Raw genomic sequence first — 15657 nt, forward strand, 5'->3', positions numbered from 1 at the left:
AAGTTTGTGACTAACCGCCTTGAGTCTGCCGCCAGGAGGAGAATTCCGCGATGGTTTTTGAGCCGATTTGCTGCATCACCGAGGCCGGAACGCCCGCCCAGGGATCGGCCGCGGCCGTCGGCACGCTTTCCTGTCCCTGGATGCGATGCAAGCGGCCGCCGCCGCTGTCGAGAACGTCCCAGACATAGACGACGGTAACCTTGCCGTCGTCGCTGAAGGCGGAGAGATAGCCTTTGAGGATGTAATCGCTGCTCGCATCGTTCGAGCTCTTGATGGAAAGGCCGTGCGCGCGCGCCTCGGTGCCGAGCTGGCGCGAGAGCGGTGTCACGGCCTGCACCGGCGCGCCGATGATCGGCAGGAAGCGCACGGTACTGCCGCGAACGGAGGAGGAACTGGAGGGGAGGGCGGCGGTCTGCTGCGGCTGTTGTGCCTCGGCCGGCTGAGCCGACTGTGCGGGAAGCCCACCACTGGCCACCGGCGGTGGCAGCGATTGTCCGTCGATCGGGGCGGAGGCGGCCGGCGAGGAGCTGCTCCTCGACAGGGCGTCTGCCTGCTCCTGCATCGTCGTCGGCGGCGCGCCGGTGCCGGGCCGATAGGCCTGCTGTGACTGATCATAGGCTGGATGGTAGCCGCCCTGCTGCGAGCTTGCCGAGAAACTCGGCTGGCGGGTGCCCGCCAACCGCTCGGCTTCGCTCTGCGTTACCGGGCTCGACGACGGGCGGCCGGAGGAATCGCCGATATCGACCTGCGGCGTCAGCGCATCGGTGGTGTTGCAGGCGGTCAGCAGAGCCATGACGAACAGGAACGTGGGCACAATCGCAGCTCGCGTCATCCCTTGATCCGTCCTTCCCACAATCGCAATCAGCCCCACCCGAATTTATGCGGGTGGGGACGGTCGTCTGTCAATTCCGGATTCTCACCGGTCAAAGCCCGATGAAATCGAGCGGATGGCGCGACAAGGCGCGCGGCGCATCCGGTGTCGTCAGATAAGTCTGGCCGAGCGTCATCGCCGTGCCCGTATCGGAATCGGCGATGATCATGTGCACGAAGAGCGACATGTTCGGCTCGATCGGCTGCGGATTGCCGACATGGAACATCTGATGCTCCATCCAGGAGGGCGAGAAACGGGCGCCGAGCGAATAACCGCAGGCATTCAGCCGGTGGCGGGCCAGGCCGCGCTCATCGATGATCCTGGCGTGCATGTCGAAGACATCGCCGAAGGTCTGGCCGGGCTTCAGCACGGTCTCGATCGCCTCGATGGTTTCGCGGCAGGCGTTGTAAAGCTCGCGATGGCGATGCGTCGGCTCGCCGATGACGATCGTCCGCATCATGGCGGCATGGTAATGCGCATAGGCGCCGGCCCATTCGAGCGTCAACTGGTCGCTGGCGTCGAGCTTACGGCGGCCGGCCTTGTAGCGGCAAAGCAGCGCGTCGGCGCCGGAGCCGATGATAAATTCGTTGGCGGGATAGTCGCCGCCGCCGGAAAAGATCGCGCCCTGCATGGCGGCGAGGATATCGGCCTCGTCGGCGCCGGGTTTTGTCAGCCGGATCGCAGCATCGAGCGCATCGTCGGCGAGAGCGGCGGCGCGCTCGACATAGGCGACCTCCGTCGGGCTCTTGATCAGGCGCAGGCGGCTGACGAGGTAGGAGGCGTCGACGATCTGGCCGAAGGTGGTCAATTGCGCGTCCAGCAGGCGGGCGACGCGGCCGGTCATGCCATGCGTATCGTATTCGACGCCGATGCGGGCGCCGAGCAGATCCATCTCGACCAGCAGGTTCTTCAGGTCGAGCGTCGGGTCGGCATTGACCCGGTCGACCCAGATATGGATGTCCTCGAGGATTGAGGTATGCCTGGCCTGGCGAAGATCAGCCGAGCGGGTGATCAGCGCCATGGTGCCGTCGCTCTTGACGACCAGCGTCTGGAAGAAGCAGTAGCCGAAGGTGTCGTAGCCAGTCAGCCAGTACATGCTTTCCTGGGCGAAGAGCAGCAAGGCGTCGAGCTTTTCTTCCTTCATCTTCTCGGTGAGGCGCGCAAGCCGGCTTGCGAATTCGGCCTTTTCGAAGTGCAGTGCCATTCTGCTCAAGTCTCCCTGATTGATATCGCGGAAATCTGGCGGCCGTAATCCGGCTCCTTGCGATGTGTCGTCCTGCGGTAGGAAAAGAAGCGCTCGTTGTCCGGATAAGTGCAGAGGCCGAGGCTTTCGGCCCGCACGCCGGCTTTCGCCAGCCGGTCGACGGTCAGCGCCGGCAGGTCGAACATGGCGTGGCCGGGCGTTGCGGAAGGCACGAAAAAGCGCTCGTCGTCCGGGTTTTCGGCGACGAAACGCTCGACGAATTCGGGACCGACCTCATAACTTGCCTGGCTGATCGAGGGGCCGAGGCAGGCGACGATGCTGCCGCGGTCCGCACCCAGCGCCTCCATGGCGGCGACGGTATTTTCGAGCACGCCCGTCAATGCGCCCTTCCAGCCGGCATGAGCGGCGCCGATGACGCGATTGTCCGGGTCAGCAAACAGGATCGGTCCGCAATCGGCGGCAAGCACGCCAAGCACAATACCAGGGGCTGCCGTTACCATCGCATCGGCGTCGGGGCGGATGCCGTCATAATCGGCGCCGATCGTCACGACATCGGGGGAATGGACCTGATGCACGGTTGCCAGCCGCTCGACCGGCAAGCCGAACCAGGCGGCGACGCGACGGCGATTTTCCAGGACCTTGTCGCGTTCGTCGCTGGAGCCGAGGCCGACATTGAGGCCGCGATAAAGCCCTTCGGAAACGCCGCCGGCCCGAGTGAAATAACCGTGCCGGATCGTGCTGCCCGCCGCCTGGTTCAGCAGCGCGCTTTCGATCGGTGCGGGAGAGGCCGCGTCCTGCATCTGTGATTCCGGGGTTTTCGAGGGGTTTGTCATGATCCCAAGCGCATCGCATATGCGGCGCGCTTCAAGTTCTTGTTTCGGGCGGATGTTGAACCAGCCGCGTGCGCCCTGTCAATCCACCGGACGAAAGGGCATGAGATCGATGGCGGGGTAGGAGACCGCCATCACCTTGAAGAGTTCGCCCATCCGGCCTTCACCGGCGCCGGCGAGCCTTTCGACCGCCGTCTGGATGACCTGCTGGGTTTGCAGCTCGCGATCGCGGCTGAGGGCGGTTGCGCGCTCGAGGATGCCGAGACCGGTCAGAAAATCACCCTGATGCAGGGCGCCGTTCAGATGGAGGCCGGCCGCAAGCGCCGTTTCGGCGAGTTGCTGGAAGTCGACATGACTCGTCAGATCGGCTTCACCTGGATGGGCGAGCGGCGGGTCGAATTCATGCATGCGCACGGCCTGCAGCGTATCGCCGAAGCCGGTGACGAGATGGCCGTAGTCGATCGTAAGCGCCGTGCCGCCGAAGGCGCGCAGCCGCTCGCAGATCGCCATCATCACCGCCTGGCGGGCAGGCGAGATCTCGAAGAGCGTGCCGACCGGCACGTCCTGCACCGGTTCGGGCAGCAAGGTGGGGTCGATGCCGGCGACGCCGGCGGCAAAGGTCAGCTCGCCATCGGCGTCGATGCCGACCATGCGCTCGCGGAAACCCGTCGGCATGCGAACGAACTGGCGGATGGGGATGGCATCGAAGAGTTCGTTGGCGGCAATCAGCGTGAAGCCGGGCGGTACTTCATCGAAGCCATCGTGCCAAGTGATCTTCTCGCCGTGGTGTTCGAGCGTCTGGCTCTGGACGTCGCGCAGGCGCTCGCTGGTTTCGACGAGATGCACGGTCATGGCGTCGAAAAGCGGTGGAGCGATGCGGGAGATGACGCGCAGCATGTCGGCCATCATGGTGCCGCGGCCGGGGCCGATCTCGACGAGGCGGACGTCCGTCGGTGTGCCGTGGCGCTGCCATGCATGGACGATGAAGACGCCGATCATCTCGCCGAAGATCTGGCTGACCTCGGGCGCGGTGACGAAATCACCGGAACGCCCGAAGGGCTCGCGGGTGCGGTAATAGCCGTGTTCGGGGTCTGCGAGGCAGAGCGAGAAATAATCGGTGACGCTGATCGGGCCGTTGGCCTGGATGATCGCCTTGATCTTTTCGCCTAGAGCGGTGGTCATGTCGCGCGTCCTGCCGTTTTCAGAGCTGCAGCGCAGCCTGGCGGCGGGCCCGCAGCATCGCCCAGAGGCCGAGCAGGATCATCGGGGAGGAGAGCACCATGCCCATGGTCAGCCAGTTCGTGCCGAGGAGATAACCGAGCTGGGCGTCAGGCTCGCGGAAGAATTCGACGAAGATGCGCGACAGCGCATAACCGCAAACGAAGACGCCTGTAATGAAGCCGGGGCTTTTCAGCGCGCGCATGCCGTAGACCAAGGCGGCCAGCACCAGGAGCAGAACGATGCCTTCGAGGCCGGCTTCGTAAAGCTGGCTCGGATGGCGGGCGAACGGGCCGCCAGTCGGGAAGACCACGGCCCAGGGCACGTCGGTCAACCGGCCCCAGAGCTCGCCATTGATGAAATTGGCGATGCGGCCGAAAAACAGGCCGAAGGGAACGACGGTGGCGACGATGTCGAACAGGCTCCAGATCGGGATGGCGTTGCGGCGGGCAAAGAGGATCATGGCGATCGTCGTGCCGGTCAGGCCGCCATGGAAGGACATGCCACCGTTCCAGATCTCGAGCGCACGGACGGGACTGCGCAGGACGGCAGGGAGATCATAGAAGAAAATATAGCCGAGACGGCCGCCGAGGACGACGCCAAGCGCTGCCCAGACGATGAAATCATCGAGCTGCGTCCTTGATATCGGCGAGACGTTGACGGGCCAGAGACTTTCATTGGCGGCGAGGCGGCGCGCATAGGCCCAGCCGAGCAGGATGCCGGCGACGTAAGCGAGGCCGTACCAGTGAATCGCCAGCGGACCGATCGAAAAGGCGATCGGATCGATATCCGGGAAAGGCATGATGGCAAGGAGATCGGCTGTTATCGGCAAGGTTTTCCACCTGTTGAGTTGCGCGGAACATGCCGCTGCGATCCCGGACGGTCAAGTCCATTGTTCGTGATGGCTCGTTCCCGGCCGGTTCCGGCAAGCTTATCCCGTGCAAAGCGCTTGCATCGTCGATGGTGAAGCCCTACCTCAACTCTTGAAGCCCTGAAGGGCTGAATTCACCTCATGCGAAGGGAGAAAACCGCCATGACGACCGGAACGAACCGCATCATGGACGAATTCGCCAAGCTGATGACCGATGCGGCCGGTGCCGCCCAGGGCGTCCGCAAGGAGATCGAAACCGCCTTCAACGCCCAAGCCGAGCGTTGGCTGAACAGCATGGACATCGTCAAGCGCGAGGAGTTCGAGGCTGTGCGCGAGATGGCGATCAAGGCACGCGACGAGAATGAGGCGCTTGCCGCCCGCATCGCAGCACTCGAGGCAAAGCTTGCCGGCGAGGGCGCTTAAATCCTAGTACGACACAGATGCGGCGTTGCCTTCATGCCACACGCCGCATCTTCCGTAAAAAAACCAGGTGAGTTTTCCACCTGTGGACACTGCCAAAAAAGCCAATTCGCAGAGTCGCTTATTCTCCCTTCTGAATTGAATTTCGAAGAGCCTTTCCACAGTGGCCGGTCCTATTTTCCGTTCGGGGGGCTGGCAGGGGGCAAGGGGCGCTATACACTGATTTTAAATGATGATTCGAAGCGACTTGGTAAGCTCCGGGCAGGTTATCTGCGTTAAGTCTGGCAGCGGTTCAACGATCATCCGAGTGGTGGTTTCCGGTATTTGCGTGTGTCTTTCTTGTGTTCGTACACCAAGTTAGGTCGCATTCGTTCCGGTCAAGAAGGTGCTGCATGAACCTGATGGAATTGGAAGTCGAGCGTCAGTCGAACCCGGTCGACATGATCGAGTACGTTGCCTCCAACAACGACTGGTCGTTCGAACGGTCCGGCGAGGACGAGATCGCGATGACGGTCGAGGGGCGCTGGACGGACTACCACGTCTCCTTCTCCTGGATGGAGGAATTCGAGGCGCTGCATCTTGGCTGCGCCTTCGATATCAAAGTTCCCGACATCAGGGTCAACGAGGTGGTCAAGCTGCTCTCGGCGATCAACGGGCAGGTGCTGATGGGTCATTTCGATCTCTGGCGCCAGGAAGATGTCGTCATTTTCCGCCAATCTCTGCTGCTTGCCGGCGGTGCGGAGCCTACCAATCGCCAGGTTGAGGTGCTGCTTTCCAGTGCGCTTGATACCTGCGAGGCCTATTTCCAGGCATTCCAGTTCGTCGTCTGGTCCGGCATGGAAGCGACGAAGGCGATGGAAGCCGTGCTGTTTGAAACGGTCGGCGAGGCTTGAGATGCCGACGAAGGCTTTCTCCTCGACACATCCCGTCGTACTGATCGGCGCCGGAAATATGGGCGGGGCGATGCTCTCCGGCTGGCTGAAGAGCGGCGTTCCGGGCTCGGCCGTCATTGTCGTCGATCCCGGTCCGTCGCCGGCGATGCTGGCGACGATCAACGAGGCTGGCGCCACCCATCTGACCGCGCTTCCCACGGATTTGAAGGCAAGCGTGCTGTTCCTGGCGGTCAAGCCGCAGGTGATGGAGACGGTGCTGCCGGCGGTGAAGAGCGCCGTCGGGCCTGACACGGTCGTCGTCTCGGTCGCGGCCGGCAAGACGCTCGGTTTCCTCGAGAAACATCTCGGCAAGGCCGCCATGGTGCGGGCCATGCCGAACACGCCGGCCATGGTCGGGCGTGGCGTCACCGGCGCCTTTGCCAATTCAAGGGTCAGCGATCGGCAGCGCGAACGCGTCCATTCCCTTCTGCGCGTCTCGGGCCCAGTCGAATGGGTGCCCGCGGAAGCCGATATCGATGCCGTGACGGCGCTTTCGGGCAGCGGCCCGGCTTATGTATTCTATCTCGTCGAATGTATGGCGGAGGCAGGCCGTAAACTCGGTCTGCAGGCGGACCTCGCCATGCGTCTTGCGCGGGAAACAGTCGCGGGGGCTGGTGAACTCATGCACCAGTCCCCCGACGACGCTTCGCGGCTGCGGGAGAATGTAACCTCTCCCGGTGGCACGACGGCGGCGGCGCTGGCCGTACTGATGGCCGAAGACGGCATGCAGCCCTTGTTCGACGCAGCACTCGCGGCGGCGCGCAAGCGGGCCGAGGAACTGGCCGGCTGACGGAGACCATATGGCCGATGAGATCACCTACGCCGATTTCGAGCGTGTCGACATTCGCGTCGGCACGATCATCGAGGCCAGTCCCTTTCCGGAAGCGCGCAAGCCGGCGATCAAGCTGGTGATCGATTTCGGCCCTGATATCGGCACCAAAAAATCCTCAGCGCAGATCACTGTGCATTATACGCCGGAAAGCCTGCTGGGCCGGCAGGTGCTCGGCGTCGTCAACTTTCCGCCGCGCCAGATCGGGCCATTCCGCTCGGAAGTGCTGACGCTGGGATTCGAGGACGAGAACGGCGCGATCGTGCTTGCTGCCGTCGAACAGCCGGTCCCGAACGGCCGAAAGATGATGTGAGCTCAAGCTCACACTTAAAGCGCGTCGCGTCGAATCGGATTTATGCAAGTCGTTATCCCAAAACCGCTGCCCGCTTTTGGGCGACATGCATTAGATGTTCGGGGCTTCGCCTGATGTGCCGCCATCGGATACTCCCCGAGGTCTGATCTCCCGCAGAAACGGATTGCTGCGCCGCTCGTCGCCGATGCGGCTGCCCGGGCCGTGGCCGCAGATGAAGCCGACATCGTCGCCCAGCGGCAACACCTTGTCGCGGATCGAATCGAGAAGCTGCTGATGATCGCCGCCCGGCAGGTCGGTGCGGCCGATCGAGCCGTTGAAGAGGACATCGCCGAGATGGGCGAAATTCTGCGCACGGTTGAAATAGATGACGTGGCCGGGGGCATGGCCGGGCGTGTGATAGACCTCGAATTCATGGGCGCCGAAAGAGATCTTGTCGCCGTCTTTCAGCCAGCGGTCGGGCACGACGTTACGCAATCCTGATATGCCGTATTTCGCGGCCTGGGTCTCGATCCGCTGCAGCAGTGGCAGGTCGTCCTGATGCGGGCCAACCACGTCGATGCCGAGAGTTTCCTTCAGTTCACCGGCGCCGCCGGCATGGTCGAGATGACCGTGTGTCAGCCAGATTTCCTTGATGGTCAGACCGTTCTGGGCGATCGCCTGCAGGATGAGCGGCACGTCGCCGCCGGGATCGACGACGACGCCTTCCTTGGTATCGGGATCGAAGAAGATCGTGCAGTTTTGCTGGAAGGGTGTCACCGGAATGATGCCGGCCTGGAGCATGTCCATAAGTGCCTCGCTTGGTGTCTCTGCTGCTTTGGGTATAATCCGAAACCGCGGCAAGGACAGCCGGAATCTTGTGCCATGGGCGGTGTGCCTCACGGTAAAAAGACGGACTGCAACAAGAATTTATGCCCCTCTTTGCCATCGTCGCAGGGTGATAAAATCGTTTTTCTCTCAATTCTTCCAAATATTTGCATGAAATCTCCCGCAGGTAGTGTTTCGCTCGGCGGAGCACAGGGGAACATCGTGGAACCCCGTGCGTTGTCAGCCCATCGAAACCAAGGAGACGCTCACATGACCTTGAAGAGAAACATTCTGCTGGCAGGCGCGGTGCTGATGGCTAGCGCCGGTCTTGCGCAGGCGGAGATGATGGCGACGACGGTCAACGATCTCAACGTCCGTGCTGGCCCCGGCCCACAATATCCCTCGGTCGGTCTTGCCACCCGCGGCTCCACCGCAGTCCTCGACGGCTGCATCGAAGGCAGCCGCTGGTGCCGTGTCGACGTCAACGGCATGCGCGGCTGGGTCTATGCCGATTATCTGCAGGTCGATCACGGCGGCAGCTCAGTCATCGTCGAGCAGCACCGCACCGAGATCGGCGTTCCCAGCGTGACCTACGAGTCGACCGCGAGTGTCGTTCCGGCCGAGCCACAGCCGGCGCCGGGCGACGAGTTGCTCGGCCCCGTCGGGTCGGTCGAGACTATCACCCCGCCGGAGACGGTCCGCACCTACATCGACACCAATCCGGGTGAGACGGTGCAGCTTGGCGGCGATGTCGTCGTCGGCGCGGAAGTGCCTGCAGACGTTACCTTCCAGACGATTCCGGACTACGAGTACCGCTATACGAGGATCAACGATCGGCCGGTGCTGGTCGATCCCGGTACGCGCCGGATCGTCTACGTCTATCAATGACGTGATCGACAGAAACTGAGGCGAGGCGGACGTCGGACCGCCTCGTTCCGGGGCGCTTCTCCCTGCCTTAATCCCGCATCGGTTGATTTTTCTTAACGCTTTCCTCCGAAATATGATAAAATACTAATACGCCAAAGATCGGCGTAGCAGGGCGATCGGGGAGATCGCCAGAGGAGGAAATCATGGAAGCCCTACTTCCGCTCATCACACAATTGATTGCCGGTGCAATCGGCGGCAACGCCGCGAGCGCCGCTTTGAAGCAGCAGGCGATCAACGTCGTCGCCCGTACGATCGCAGGTGCGATCGGCGGCGTTGCCGGCGGTATGCTGCTCAGCATGGTCGGTGGGGAAGCGGCTATGACCGGCCTGATCGCCGACGGCATCGGCGGCCTGATCGGCGGCGGCATTCTCTCGACGCTCGCCGGACTGGTCATGGCACGGGCGCACAGGTAAAAAGGCCCGGCAGGCGTTTATCTCCAGCGCCGCGCGTCTTTTGAGACGCGCAAAGAACGCTGTAGCACTTTAAATTGCTGCATAATTTTATCCTTAAATCGATTTCGATTTAAGGAATTATGCAGTAGCCGGCCGATTTCCTGAGGGTCTTATTCGGCGGCGATCACCGCCGGATAGACTTCCTTCATGTAATCGTTCATTTCGGAGATCGTCGACGGCGTGAAGCGGTACGGGCCGGTTTCGGAAACCGGGGTCACTTCCGCAGCCGAACCGGTGAGGAAGCACTCGCTAAAGCCGGGGAGTTCCTCCGGCAGGATCGCGCGTTCGATTACCTCGATGCTGCGGCGTTTTGCAGCCTAGGCCACGCCGATGCTATGGTGCTCGATTATCGCGGCCAGGTCGCCGAAGCGACCGGCGCATCCCTAACTCCTCCGGCGCTTCACGCGCCATGCCTGTTGATTGTTGTCCCCATTACGTCTTATCCACAGACGCAAGGGGAAATCGCGTGTTGCGTCGGAGTGCCAGACGGGCCTTAGTTTCCAGGAAGTGCCAGGGAAATGAGGAGACCGTGCGGGCCTCCCGCAGAGTTCGCGGAAGCTAACAGCCAAATTTATGTCAATAAAGCTGACATATCTTCGCGAAAGTTTCCCGCAGCGCGCGGAACGAGAAAGGAATGCCGAGTGTCACGACAGACCGGCCCGAAAGCAGGCAAGCCAGAGCCGCTGGGCACGCCGATGGAAGATACTGATATCATCGATTTCGAGATCATCGAGCTGTTCTTCTTCGCCTATCGCGACTTCGTTTCCGATCCGGATGCCATCCTCGAAAAGAGCGGCTTCGGCCGGGCGCACCATCGCGTCGTGCATTTCGTCAACCGCAATCCCGGCATGACGGTGGCTGATCTTCTCGATACCTTGAAGATCACCAAGCAGAGCCTCGCAAGGGTGCTGAAACAGCTGATCGATTCAGGCTATATTCGCCAGGTGGCAGGTCCCGAGGACCGGCGGCAGCGCAAGCTTTATCCGACACAATCGGGACGAGAGCTGGCGCTTGCCCTTGCCGAGCCGCAATCGCGCCGCATTGAGCGGGCATTCGAAGGGGCTTCTGCGGAGGTGCGGGAGGGCGTAAAAGCTTTCCTCAGCGGCATGCGGGACAGACAGAGGGCGGATTGAATGGCGGTCAAGACAGGTATTTCCGACGATGCGGCGCATTTGCTGGTGGTCGATGACGACTCCCGTATCCGCGCGCTGCTCAATCGTTATCTCGCCGAGAACGGCTTCCGCGTCACCGTCGCCGCCGACGGCGCCGAGGCGCAGCGCAAGCTTGCGGGTCTCGATTTCGACCTGATCATCATGGATGTGATGATGCCGGGCGAATCCGGCATCGACGTCACCCGCGGGCTTCGCGCCATCAAGAACGTCCCGATCATCATGCTGACGGCGCTGGCAGAATCGGGCAACCGCATTGAAGGCCTCGAGGCGGGCGCCGACGACTATCTTTCCAAGCCCTTCGACCCGCGCGAACTGGTGCTGCGCATCAACAACATCCTGCGCCGCAACGCCGGCGGCGAGGGACCGAAGATCGAACAAGTGATGTTCGGCCCCTACACCTTCTCGCTGACCCGCAAGGAGCTGAAGAAAGCCAGCGAGGTGATCCGGCTCACCGACCGCGAGCAGGAGATCATGCTGCTCTTTGCACGGCGCGCCGGCGACACGATCCCCCGCCATGAACTGATCGGCAACGATACCGAAGTCGGCGAGCGGACGATCGACGTGCAGATCAACCGGCTGCGGCGTAAGATCGAGGATGATCCCGCCAATCCCGTCTGGCTGCAGACCGTGCGCGGCATCGGATACAGGCTGAGCATCGACTAAACTCAAGGTTCGGGACCGGCGCTGATGGTGACGATCGACAGCTTGCGGCGGGAAGACCGCACTTCTGCGCCGGGCTGGCGCTGGATCGTCCGGTGGCTGCGCCGCCGGCTGCCGACCGGACTTTACGCGCGCTCGCTGCTGATCATCATCATTCCGATGGTGCTCTTGCAATCCGTCGTCGCCGCCGTGTTCATGGAGCGCCACTGGCAAATGGTGACGGAGCGGCTGTCGCTTGCCGTCACCCGTGACATCGCCGCCATCATCGAAATCATCGAGACCTATCCGCAGAACTCGGACTATAGCGAGATCATCCGCATCGCCCGCGACCAGCTCAGCCTGCAGATCTCGATCGAGCCGGACGGCGATTTGCCGCCGCCGCGCGTCAAGCCTTTCTTCTCGATTCTCGATGGCATCCTCAGCGACGAGATCACCGACGAGATCCACCGGCCTTTCTGGATCGACACGGTCGGCAATTCAAACCTCGTCGAGATCCGCATCAAACTCGACAACAAGATCCTGCGGGTGCTAACCAAACGCAGTCAGACCTATGCGTCGAACACCCATATCTTCATCGTTTGGATGGTTGGCACCTCGCTGGTGCTGATCGGCATCTCGATCCTCTTCCTGCGCGGGCAGATCCGACCGATCCTGACCTTGGCGCGCGCGGCCGAAAGCTTCGGTAAGGGGCAGAAGCCCGATAATTTCTATCCGCGCGGCGCCGACGAGGTCAGGCGCGCCGGTCTTGCCTTCATTCTGATGCGGGAGCGAATCGAACGGCAGATCGAACAGCGCACCGCGATGCTCTCCGGCGTCAGCCATGACCTGCGCACCATCCTCACCCGCTTCAAGCTGCAACTGGCGCTGGCTGGCGACAATCCCGACCTGCATGGGCTGAACGATGACGTCAACGACATGCAAACCATGCTGGAGGCCTACATGGCCTTTGCACGCGGCGAGGTCGAAGAGGATGTCGGCGAGCTGAAACTCAGTGAGATCTTCGCGAAGCTGGAATCCGATTTCGCCCTGCACGGCAAAAAATTCAGCTATTCCATCGAAGGCGATGACGACATATCCGTCAGGCCGAACGCTTTCATGCGGCTCGTCACCAACCTGGCCTCGAATGCGCGGCGTTATGCCAATAGGCTCGACATCGAAGCCAAGCACAACGCCAAATGGCTGACCGTCGTCTTCGACGATGATGGGCCGGGCATTCCTGAGAAGAACCGCGAGGACGTGTTCAAGCCATTCTTCCGGCTGGATACGGCGCGCAACCTGGATGCGTCGGGCACCGGCCTCGGCCTTGCGATCGCCCGCGACATCGCCCGCAGCCACGGCGGCAATGTCACGCTCAGCGATAGCCCGCTCGGCGGACTGAGGGCAACGATCCGCATTCCGGCTTGAAGGCATGTCGCACAAAAATGTGCAGCGGTTTTGCGATAACGACATGCGGAAAAATAGAGACCCAAAGCGTACGGAGCGAATCTGAAAGATTGCGACGCGCTTTAGACGCCGGCGGCCGTCAGCTTCACGGCTTTGCGCGCATCGAAATCATCCAGGTGTTCGACGATCCAGCGCCAGAGCGTGACGACTTGCATGAGGAGGTCGCGTCCGAGCGGCGTCAACTCATATTCGACGCGCGGCGGCACTTCGGGATAGAGCGTGCGGATGATGAGGCCATCTCTTTCGAGGGTGCGCAGCGTCTGCGTCAGCACTTTCTGGCTGATGCCCTCGACCCTCTCCATAAGGCGTGAGAAGCGCAGGGGTGCGCCGGCATCGGAGAGTACGTGCAGGATGCGCAGCGGCCATTTCGCCGCCGCCCGCTCGATCAGTTCACGGGCCCGCCCATCCTGTTCGTCCGTCATACTGCTGCAGAAATCGAAGATGTCACTGGTCAAGTCAGTTACCTCAAGGTGTGTATAGATCGTCCGGGTACCTTCTTTCGATTGGATACAATAGACCATACATGAGCCGGGAACCAAAGCAGGAGGGTTTCCGATGTTCAGAGTCTGGTTGATAACAGGGAGTTCGCGCGGTCTTGGCCGGGCGCTGGCCGAGGCGGTTTTGGCCTCCGGCGACAATTTGGTGGCAACTGCGCGCGATCCCGGCCAGCTTGCCGATCTTTCCGAGCGGTATGGCGATCAGGTCCTGACGCTGGCGCTTGACGTGACCGACGAGGTGGCGGCAGCGGCAGCAGTCGAGGCTGGTGTGAAGAGGTTCGGGCGCATCGACGTGCTCGTCAACAATGCCGGCTACGGCAATGTCGGCTCGATCGAGGATACCAGTCTTGCCGATTTCCGCGCCCAGATCGAGACCAACCTCTTCGGCACCATCATCATGACCAAGGCGGTCATCGCCCTGATGCGCGGGCAGGGGGCGGGGCACATCATCCAGTTCTCATCGGTCGGCGGCCGGATCGGACCTGCCGGGCGCGGCGCCTATTCGGCGGCAAAATTCGGTGTCGAGGGCTTTTCCGAGGTGCTGTCGAAGGAGGTCGCGCCGTTCGGCATCAGGGTGACGGTGATCGAGCCCGGCGGCTTCAGGACCGATTTCGCCGGCTCCTCGACGGTGCTTGCCGAAGGGCGGCGGGACTATGCGGACACGGTCGGCGCTACGGTGCGTTTCCAGCGTGAGTACGATGGTCGCCAGCCCGGCGATCCTGCCAGAGCGGCGGCAGTGGTCATCCACATCGCCGGTCTCGACGAGCCGCCGTTCCGGCTGCTGCTTGGCAGCGATGCGGTACGCAATGTCGAAAAGGCGGATGCCGCGCGTATCGAAGCCGATCGGATGTGGCGCACCGTGAGTGTCTCGACCGATTTTGATGCTGAGGCCGAGCCCATGCCCTGGGAAAAGAAGACCGGCTGACGCAGGCAAAACAAAAGCGCCGCTGAAAAGCGGCGCTTTGCATCAGGGATATTCGACGATTCAGCCGGCGGTGCAGAAGTGGCTGCGGCCGTCATTGCCGACATAGGTGCCGCTGCGCGGATCGAAGGAGCGGTAGCGGTAAGAGCAGTAACGCTCCCATTGCGGCGACCAGGGCTCCACCGCCGTGCGGACCGGCGCGTAATATTGCGGCTGATCGACATAGACGCGGCGGGGCGCGCGATAGACCGGGGCGGGCTCGTAATAATCCGGCTCGTAGGCCGGGTCGATGTAGCGGCGTTCTTCGTAGACCGGACCGTTATTGGCGTTTGCGATGGCCGAACCGACGATCAGGCCGGTGGCAAGGCCGACGGCGCCGCCGACCCACGCATCGTTGTTGCCGTGATTGCCGTGGCGCCAGTGGCGGTCGCGGGCCGACGCTTCACCGATGGCGGAAAGCGTGAGTGCGGCAGCGGTTGCCGTCATCAGAATGGTCTTGGCGAGCCTGTTCATAAGCATAAATCCTAATCCCGGGAACCGAACGCCGGCCCCTTTCTCGATGATGAGAGAAGTACAGATTTGTAGCTGAACGAAGGCTGAACGACAAAACCCGGCATTGCTGCCGGGCTTCAACTCGAACTCGCCAGCCTTGTTAAGGGTTCAGCCCGCAATCTGCAGATTGACGGCTTTCGGGCCCTTGCCGCGGCGATCCGGCTCCGTGTCGAAGCTTACCTTCTGGTTTTCCGTCAGACCGGCCAGGCCGGAGGCCTGAACGGCAGAAATGTGAACGAAGATATCGGCGCCGCCCCGGTCCGGCTTGATGAAGCCGAAGCCTTTGTCGGTATTGAAGAATTTTACAGTGCCAGTCTCTGCCATGCCTCAGGTCCTTTTCTCTCTGCCCGCCATCCACACGGGCAGCATCATAGCATTGCCTCCTTGCGGGGAGGTGTTGGCAGGCAATTCTTGAAATGTGAGAAAAAGGTCCCCTCTACCTCGGCCTGTTCCAGGCAGGACTTTCGCCCGCCATTTTCGGAACCGGCTGACCGGAATATTAGCGTTCCCGGCGCGCAAATACTTAAGGACTTCCCATGCTCGCAAAATGCCCGAACGCGCTGAGAGTGCTGCGTTTAAAGGATTTTGGCAAGCAAAAGTTTTTTAACGTGTCGTTCCGGGCACACCCCTGCCGACATCCAATTTGCGAAAAAACGCAAAATTTCCTTCGCTGATAGGGAATGATTAACGTTTTATATCGTCTGCAATATAAGTTCCGAGCAGATTTTCCCAAAAATGCA

Annotated in this window: 19 protein-coding genes and 1 pseudogene; 10 read left to right on the forward strand and 10 right to left on the reverse strand. The window is 61.7% G+C overall.

All coding sequences use genetic code 11. From position 1 onward, the window contains the following. Positions 1-10 precede the first annotated feature (10 nt). From BS629_RS17030 to lgt, 5 genes are all read right to left on the reverse strand, one after another. Complete coding sequence (locus BS629_RS17030) at positions 11-832, reverse strand: hypothetical protein (RefSeq protein ID WP_018243032.1); 822 nt, start codon at positions 830-832, stop codon at positions 11-13. Between the two features lie 91 nt (positions 833-923). Continuing rightward, positions 924-2075 carry a M24 family metallopeptidase gene (locus BS629_RS17035; protein ID WP_018243031.1) on the reverse strand — a complete coding sequence of 384 codons (1152 nt, stop codon included), beginning with the start codon at positions 2073-2075 and terminating at the stop codon, positions 924-926. 5 nt (positions 2076-2080) lie between these two features. After that, positions 2081-2875, reverse strand: coding sequence for a peptidoglycan editing factor PgeF (gene pgeF / locus BS629_RS17040; protein WP_018243030.1), 795 nt, complete (start codon positions 2873-2875; stop codon positions 2081-2083). Between the two features lie 111 nt (positions 2876-2986). After that, the gene (locus tag BS629_RS17045; RefSeq protein ID WP_018243029.1) at positions 2987-4087 is read right to left on the reverse strand and encodes a class I SAM-dependent methyltransferase; all 1101 of its coding nucleotides are present in this window, start codon (positions 4085-4087) and stop codon (positions 2987-2989) included. Positions 4088-4106: 19 nt separating this feature from the next. Beyond that, complete coding sequence (lgt, locus tag BS629_RS17050; RefSeq protein ID WP_018243028.1) at positions 4107-4955, reverse strand: prolipoprotein diacylglyceryl transferase; 849 nt, start codon at positions 4953-4955, stop codon at positions 4107-4109. A 201-nt stretch (positions 4956-5156) separates the two neighbouring features. Here lgt and BS629_RS17055 point away from each other — a divergent pair, with 201 nt between their 5' ends. From BS629_RS17055 to BS629_RS17070, 4 genes are all read left to right on the forward strand, one after another. Next, positions 5157-5417, forward strand: a complete 261-nt coding sequence (locus BS629_RS17055) for an accessory factor UbiK family protein (RefSeq protein WP_003541711.1) — start codon at positions 5157-5159, stop codon at positions 5415-5417. A 389-nt stretch (positions 5418-5806) separates the two neighbouring features. Continuing rightward, positions 5807-6307 carry a type III secretion system chaperone family protein gene (locus BS629_RS17060; protein WP_003541709.1) on the forward strand — a complete coding sequence of 167 codons (501 nt, stop codon included), beginning with the start codon at positions 5807-5809 and terminating at the stop codon, positions 6305-6307. 1 nt (position 6308) lies between these two features. Beyond that, a complete protein-coding gene (gene proC, locus BS629_RS17065; RefSeq protein WP_018243027.1) occupies positions 6309-7136 on the forward strand; it encodes a pyrroline-5-carboxylate reductase in 828 nt (275 codons plus the stop codon). A gap of 10 nt (positions 7137-7146) precedes the next feature. Further along, a complete protein-coding gene (locus BS629_RS17070) occupies positions 7147-7488 on the forward strand; it encodes a tRNA-binding protein (RefSeq protein ID WP_018243026.1) in 342 nt (113 codons plus the stop codon). 90 nt (positions 7489-7578) lie between these two features. On the opposite strand, the gene BS629_RS17075 is transcribed toward BS629_RS17070, so the two are convergent. Beyond that, positions 7579-8274, reverse strand: coding sequence for an MBL fold metallo-hydrolase (locus tag BS629_RS17075; protein WP_018243025.1), 696 nt, complete (start codon positions 8272-8274; stop codon positions 7579-7581). Positions 8275-8562: 288 nt separating this feature from the next. Between BS629_RS17075 and BS629_RS17080 the strand changes: the two genes are divergently transcribed. Together BS629_RS17080 and BS629_RS17085 are read left to right on the forward strand one after the other, a co-directional pair. Next, a complete protein-coding gene (locus BS629_RS17080) occupies positions 8563-9180 on the forward strand; it encodes a DUF1236 domain-containing protein (protein WP_026188479.1) in 618 nt (205 codons plus the stop codon). Between the two features lie 182 nt (positions 9181-9362). Then, on the forward strand, positions 9363-9632 hold the full coding sequence (locus tag BS629_RS17085; RefSeq protein WP_003541697.1) for a hypothetical protein: 270 nt from the start codon (positions 9363-9365) through the stop codon (positions 9630-9632). Positions 9633-9781: 149 nt separating this feature from the next. Here BS629_RS17085 and BS629_RS17090 read toward each other — a convergent pair. Further along, positions 9782-9985: pseudogene (locus BS629_RS17090) on the reverse strand (branched-chain amino acid aminotransferase); the annotation flags it as partial. Positions 9986-10312: 327 nt separating this feature from the next. Between BS629_RS17090 and BS629_RS17095 the strand changes: the two are divergent. The 3 genes from BS629_RS17095 to BS629_RS17105 are packed head-to-tail and all read left to right on the forward strand — an operon-like array spanning position 10313 to position 12907. Next, the gene (locus BS629_RS17095; protein WP_018243022.1) at positions 10313-10804 is read left to right on the forward strand and encodes a MarR family winged helix-turn-helix transcriptional regulator; all 492 of its coding nucleotides are present in this window, start codon (positions 10313-10315) and stop codon (positions 10802-10804) included. After that, positions 10805-11506 carry a response regulator gene (locus tag BS629_RS17100; RefSeq protein ID WP_003581129.1) on the forward strand — a complete coding sequence of 234 codons (702 nt, stop codon included), beginning with the start codon at positions 10805-10807 and terminating at the stop codon, positions 11504-11506. Positions 11507-11530: 24 nt separating this feature from the next. Then, positions 11531-12907 (forward strand): ATP-binding protein, encoded by a 1377-nt coding sequence (locus tag BS629_RS17105; RefSeq protein WP_018243021.1) that lies wholly within the window; start codon positions 11531-11533, stop codon positions 12905-12907. Between the two features lie 101 nt (positions 12908-13008). Here the strand turns inward: BS629_RS17105 and BS629_RS17110 are convergent, their stop codons facing one another. Further along, positions 13009-13467, reverse strand: a complete 459-nt coding sequence (locus tag BS629_RS17110; protein ID WP_018243020.1) for a winged helix-turn-helix transcriptional regulator — start codon at positions 13465-13467, stop codon at positions 13009-13011. 34 nt (positions 13468-13501) lie between these two features. On the opposite strand from BS629_RS17110, the gene BS629_RS17115 reads away from it, so the two are divergent. Further along, positions 13502-14368 (forward strand): oxidoreductase, encoded by an 867-nt coding sequence (locus BS629_RS17115; RefSeq protein WP_018243019.1) that lies wholly within the window; start codon positions 13502-13504, stop codon positions 14366-14368. A 60-nt stretch (positions 14369-14428) separates the two neighbouring features. Here BS629_RS17115 and BS629_RS17120 read toward each other — a convergent pair whose 3' ends face one another. Both BS629_RS17120 and BS629_RS17125 read right to left on the reverse strand, forming a co-directional pair. Further along, entirely contained in the window at positions 14429-14884 is a 456-nt protein-coding gene (locus BS629_RS17120; protein WP_018243018.1) for a BA14K family protein, read from the reverse strand. Between the two features lie 141 nt (positions 14885-15025). Continuing rightward, the gene (locus BS629_RS17125; RefSeq protein WP_003561293.1) at positions 15026-15241 is read right to left on the reverse strand and encodes a cold-shock protein; all 216 of its coding nucleotides are present in this window, start codon (positions 15239-15241) and stop codon (positions 15026-15028) included. Between the last annotated feature and the right edge of the window lie 416 nt (positions 15242-15657).

The organism is Rhizobium leguminosarum bv. viciae USDA 2370 (genome assembly GCF_002008365.1).
Lineage (GTDB): Bacteria > Pseudomonadota > Alphaproteobacteria > Rhizobiales > Rhizobiaceae > Rhizobium > Rhizobium leguminosarum.

Coding starts and splice junctions, on each gene's coding strand:
- BS629_RS17105 (WP_018243021.1), top strand. CDS start 11,531: ATGGTGACGATCGACAGCTTGCGGCGGGAAGACCGCACTTCTGCGCCG.
- BS629_RS17055 (WP_003541711.1), top strand. CDS start 5,157: ATGACGACCGGAACGAACCGCATCATGGACGAATTCGCCAAGCTGATG.
- BS629_RS17035 (WP_018243031.1), bottom strand. CDS start 2,075: ATGGCACTGCACTTCGAAAAGGCCGAATTCGCAAGCCGGCTTGCGCGC.
- BS629_RS17100 (WP_003581129.1), top strand. CDS start 10,805: ATGGCGGTCAAGACAGGTATTTCCGACGATGCGGCGCATTTGCTGGTG.
- BS629_RS17070 (WP_018243026.1), top strand. CDS start 7,147: ATGGCCGATGAGATCACCTACGCCGATTTCGAGCGTGTCGACATTCGC.
- BS629_RS17085 (WP_003541697.1), top strand. CDS start 9,363: ATGGAAGCCCTACTTCCGCTCATCACACAATTGATTGCCGGTGCAATC.
- BS629_RS17045 (WP_018243029.1), bottom strand. CDS start 4,087: ATGACCACCGCTCTAGGCGAAAAGATCAAGGCGATCATCCAGGCCAAC.
- BS629_RS17060 (WP_003541709.1), top strand. CDS start 5,807: ATGAACCTGATGGAATTGGAAGTCGAGCGTCAGTCGAACCCGGTCGAC.
- BS629_RS17080 (WP_026188479.1), top strand. CDS start 8,563: ATGACCTTGAAGAGAAACATTCTGCTGGCAGGCGCGGTGCTGATGGCT.
- BS629_RS17115 (WP_018243019.1), top strand. CDS start 13,502: ATGTTCAGAGTCTGGTTGATAACAGGGAGTTCGCGCGGTCTTGGCCGG.
- pgeF (WP_018243030.1), bottom strand. CDS start 2,875: ATGCAGGACGCGGCCTCTCCCGCACCGATCGAAAGCGCGCTGCTGAAC.
- BS629_RS17075 (WP_018243025.1), bottom strand. CDS start 8,274: ATGGACATGCTCCAGGCCGGCATCATTCCGGTGACACCCTTCCAGCAA.
- proC (WP_018243027.1), top strand. CDS start 6,309: ATGCCGACGAAGGCTTTCTCCTCGACACATCCCGTCGTACTGATCGGC.
- BS629_RS17120 (WP_018243018.1), bottom strand. CDS start 14,884: ATGCTTATGAACAGGCTCGCCAAGACCATTCTGATGACGGCAACCGCT.
- BS629_RS17110 (WP_018243020.1), bottom strand. CDS start 13,467: ATGGTCTATTGTATCCAATCGAAAGAAGGTACCCGGACGATCTATACA.
- BS629_RS17030 (WP_018243032.1), bottom strand. CDS start 832: ATGACGCGAGCTGCGATTGTGCCCACGTTCCTGTTCGTCATGGCTCTG.
- BS629_RS17125 (WP_003561293.1), bottom strand. CDS start 15,241: ATGGCAGAGACTGGCACTGTAAAATTCTTCAATACCGACAAAGGCTTC.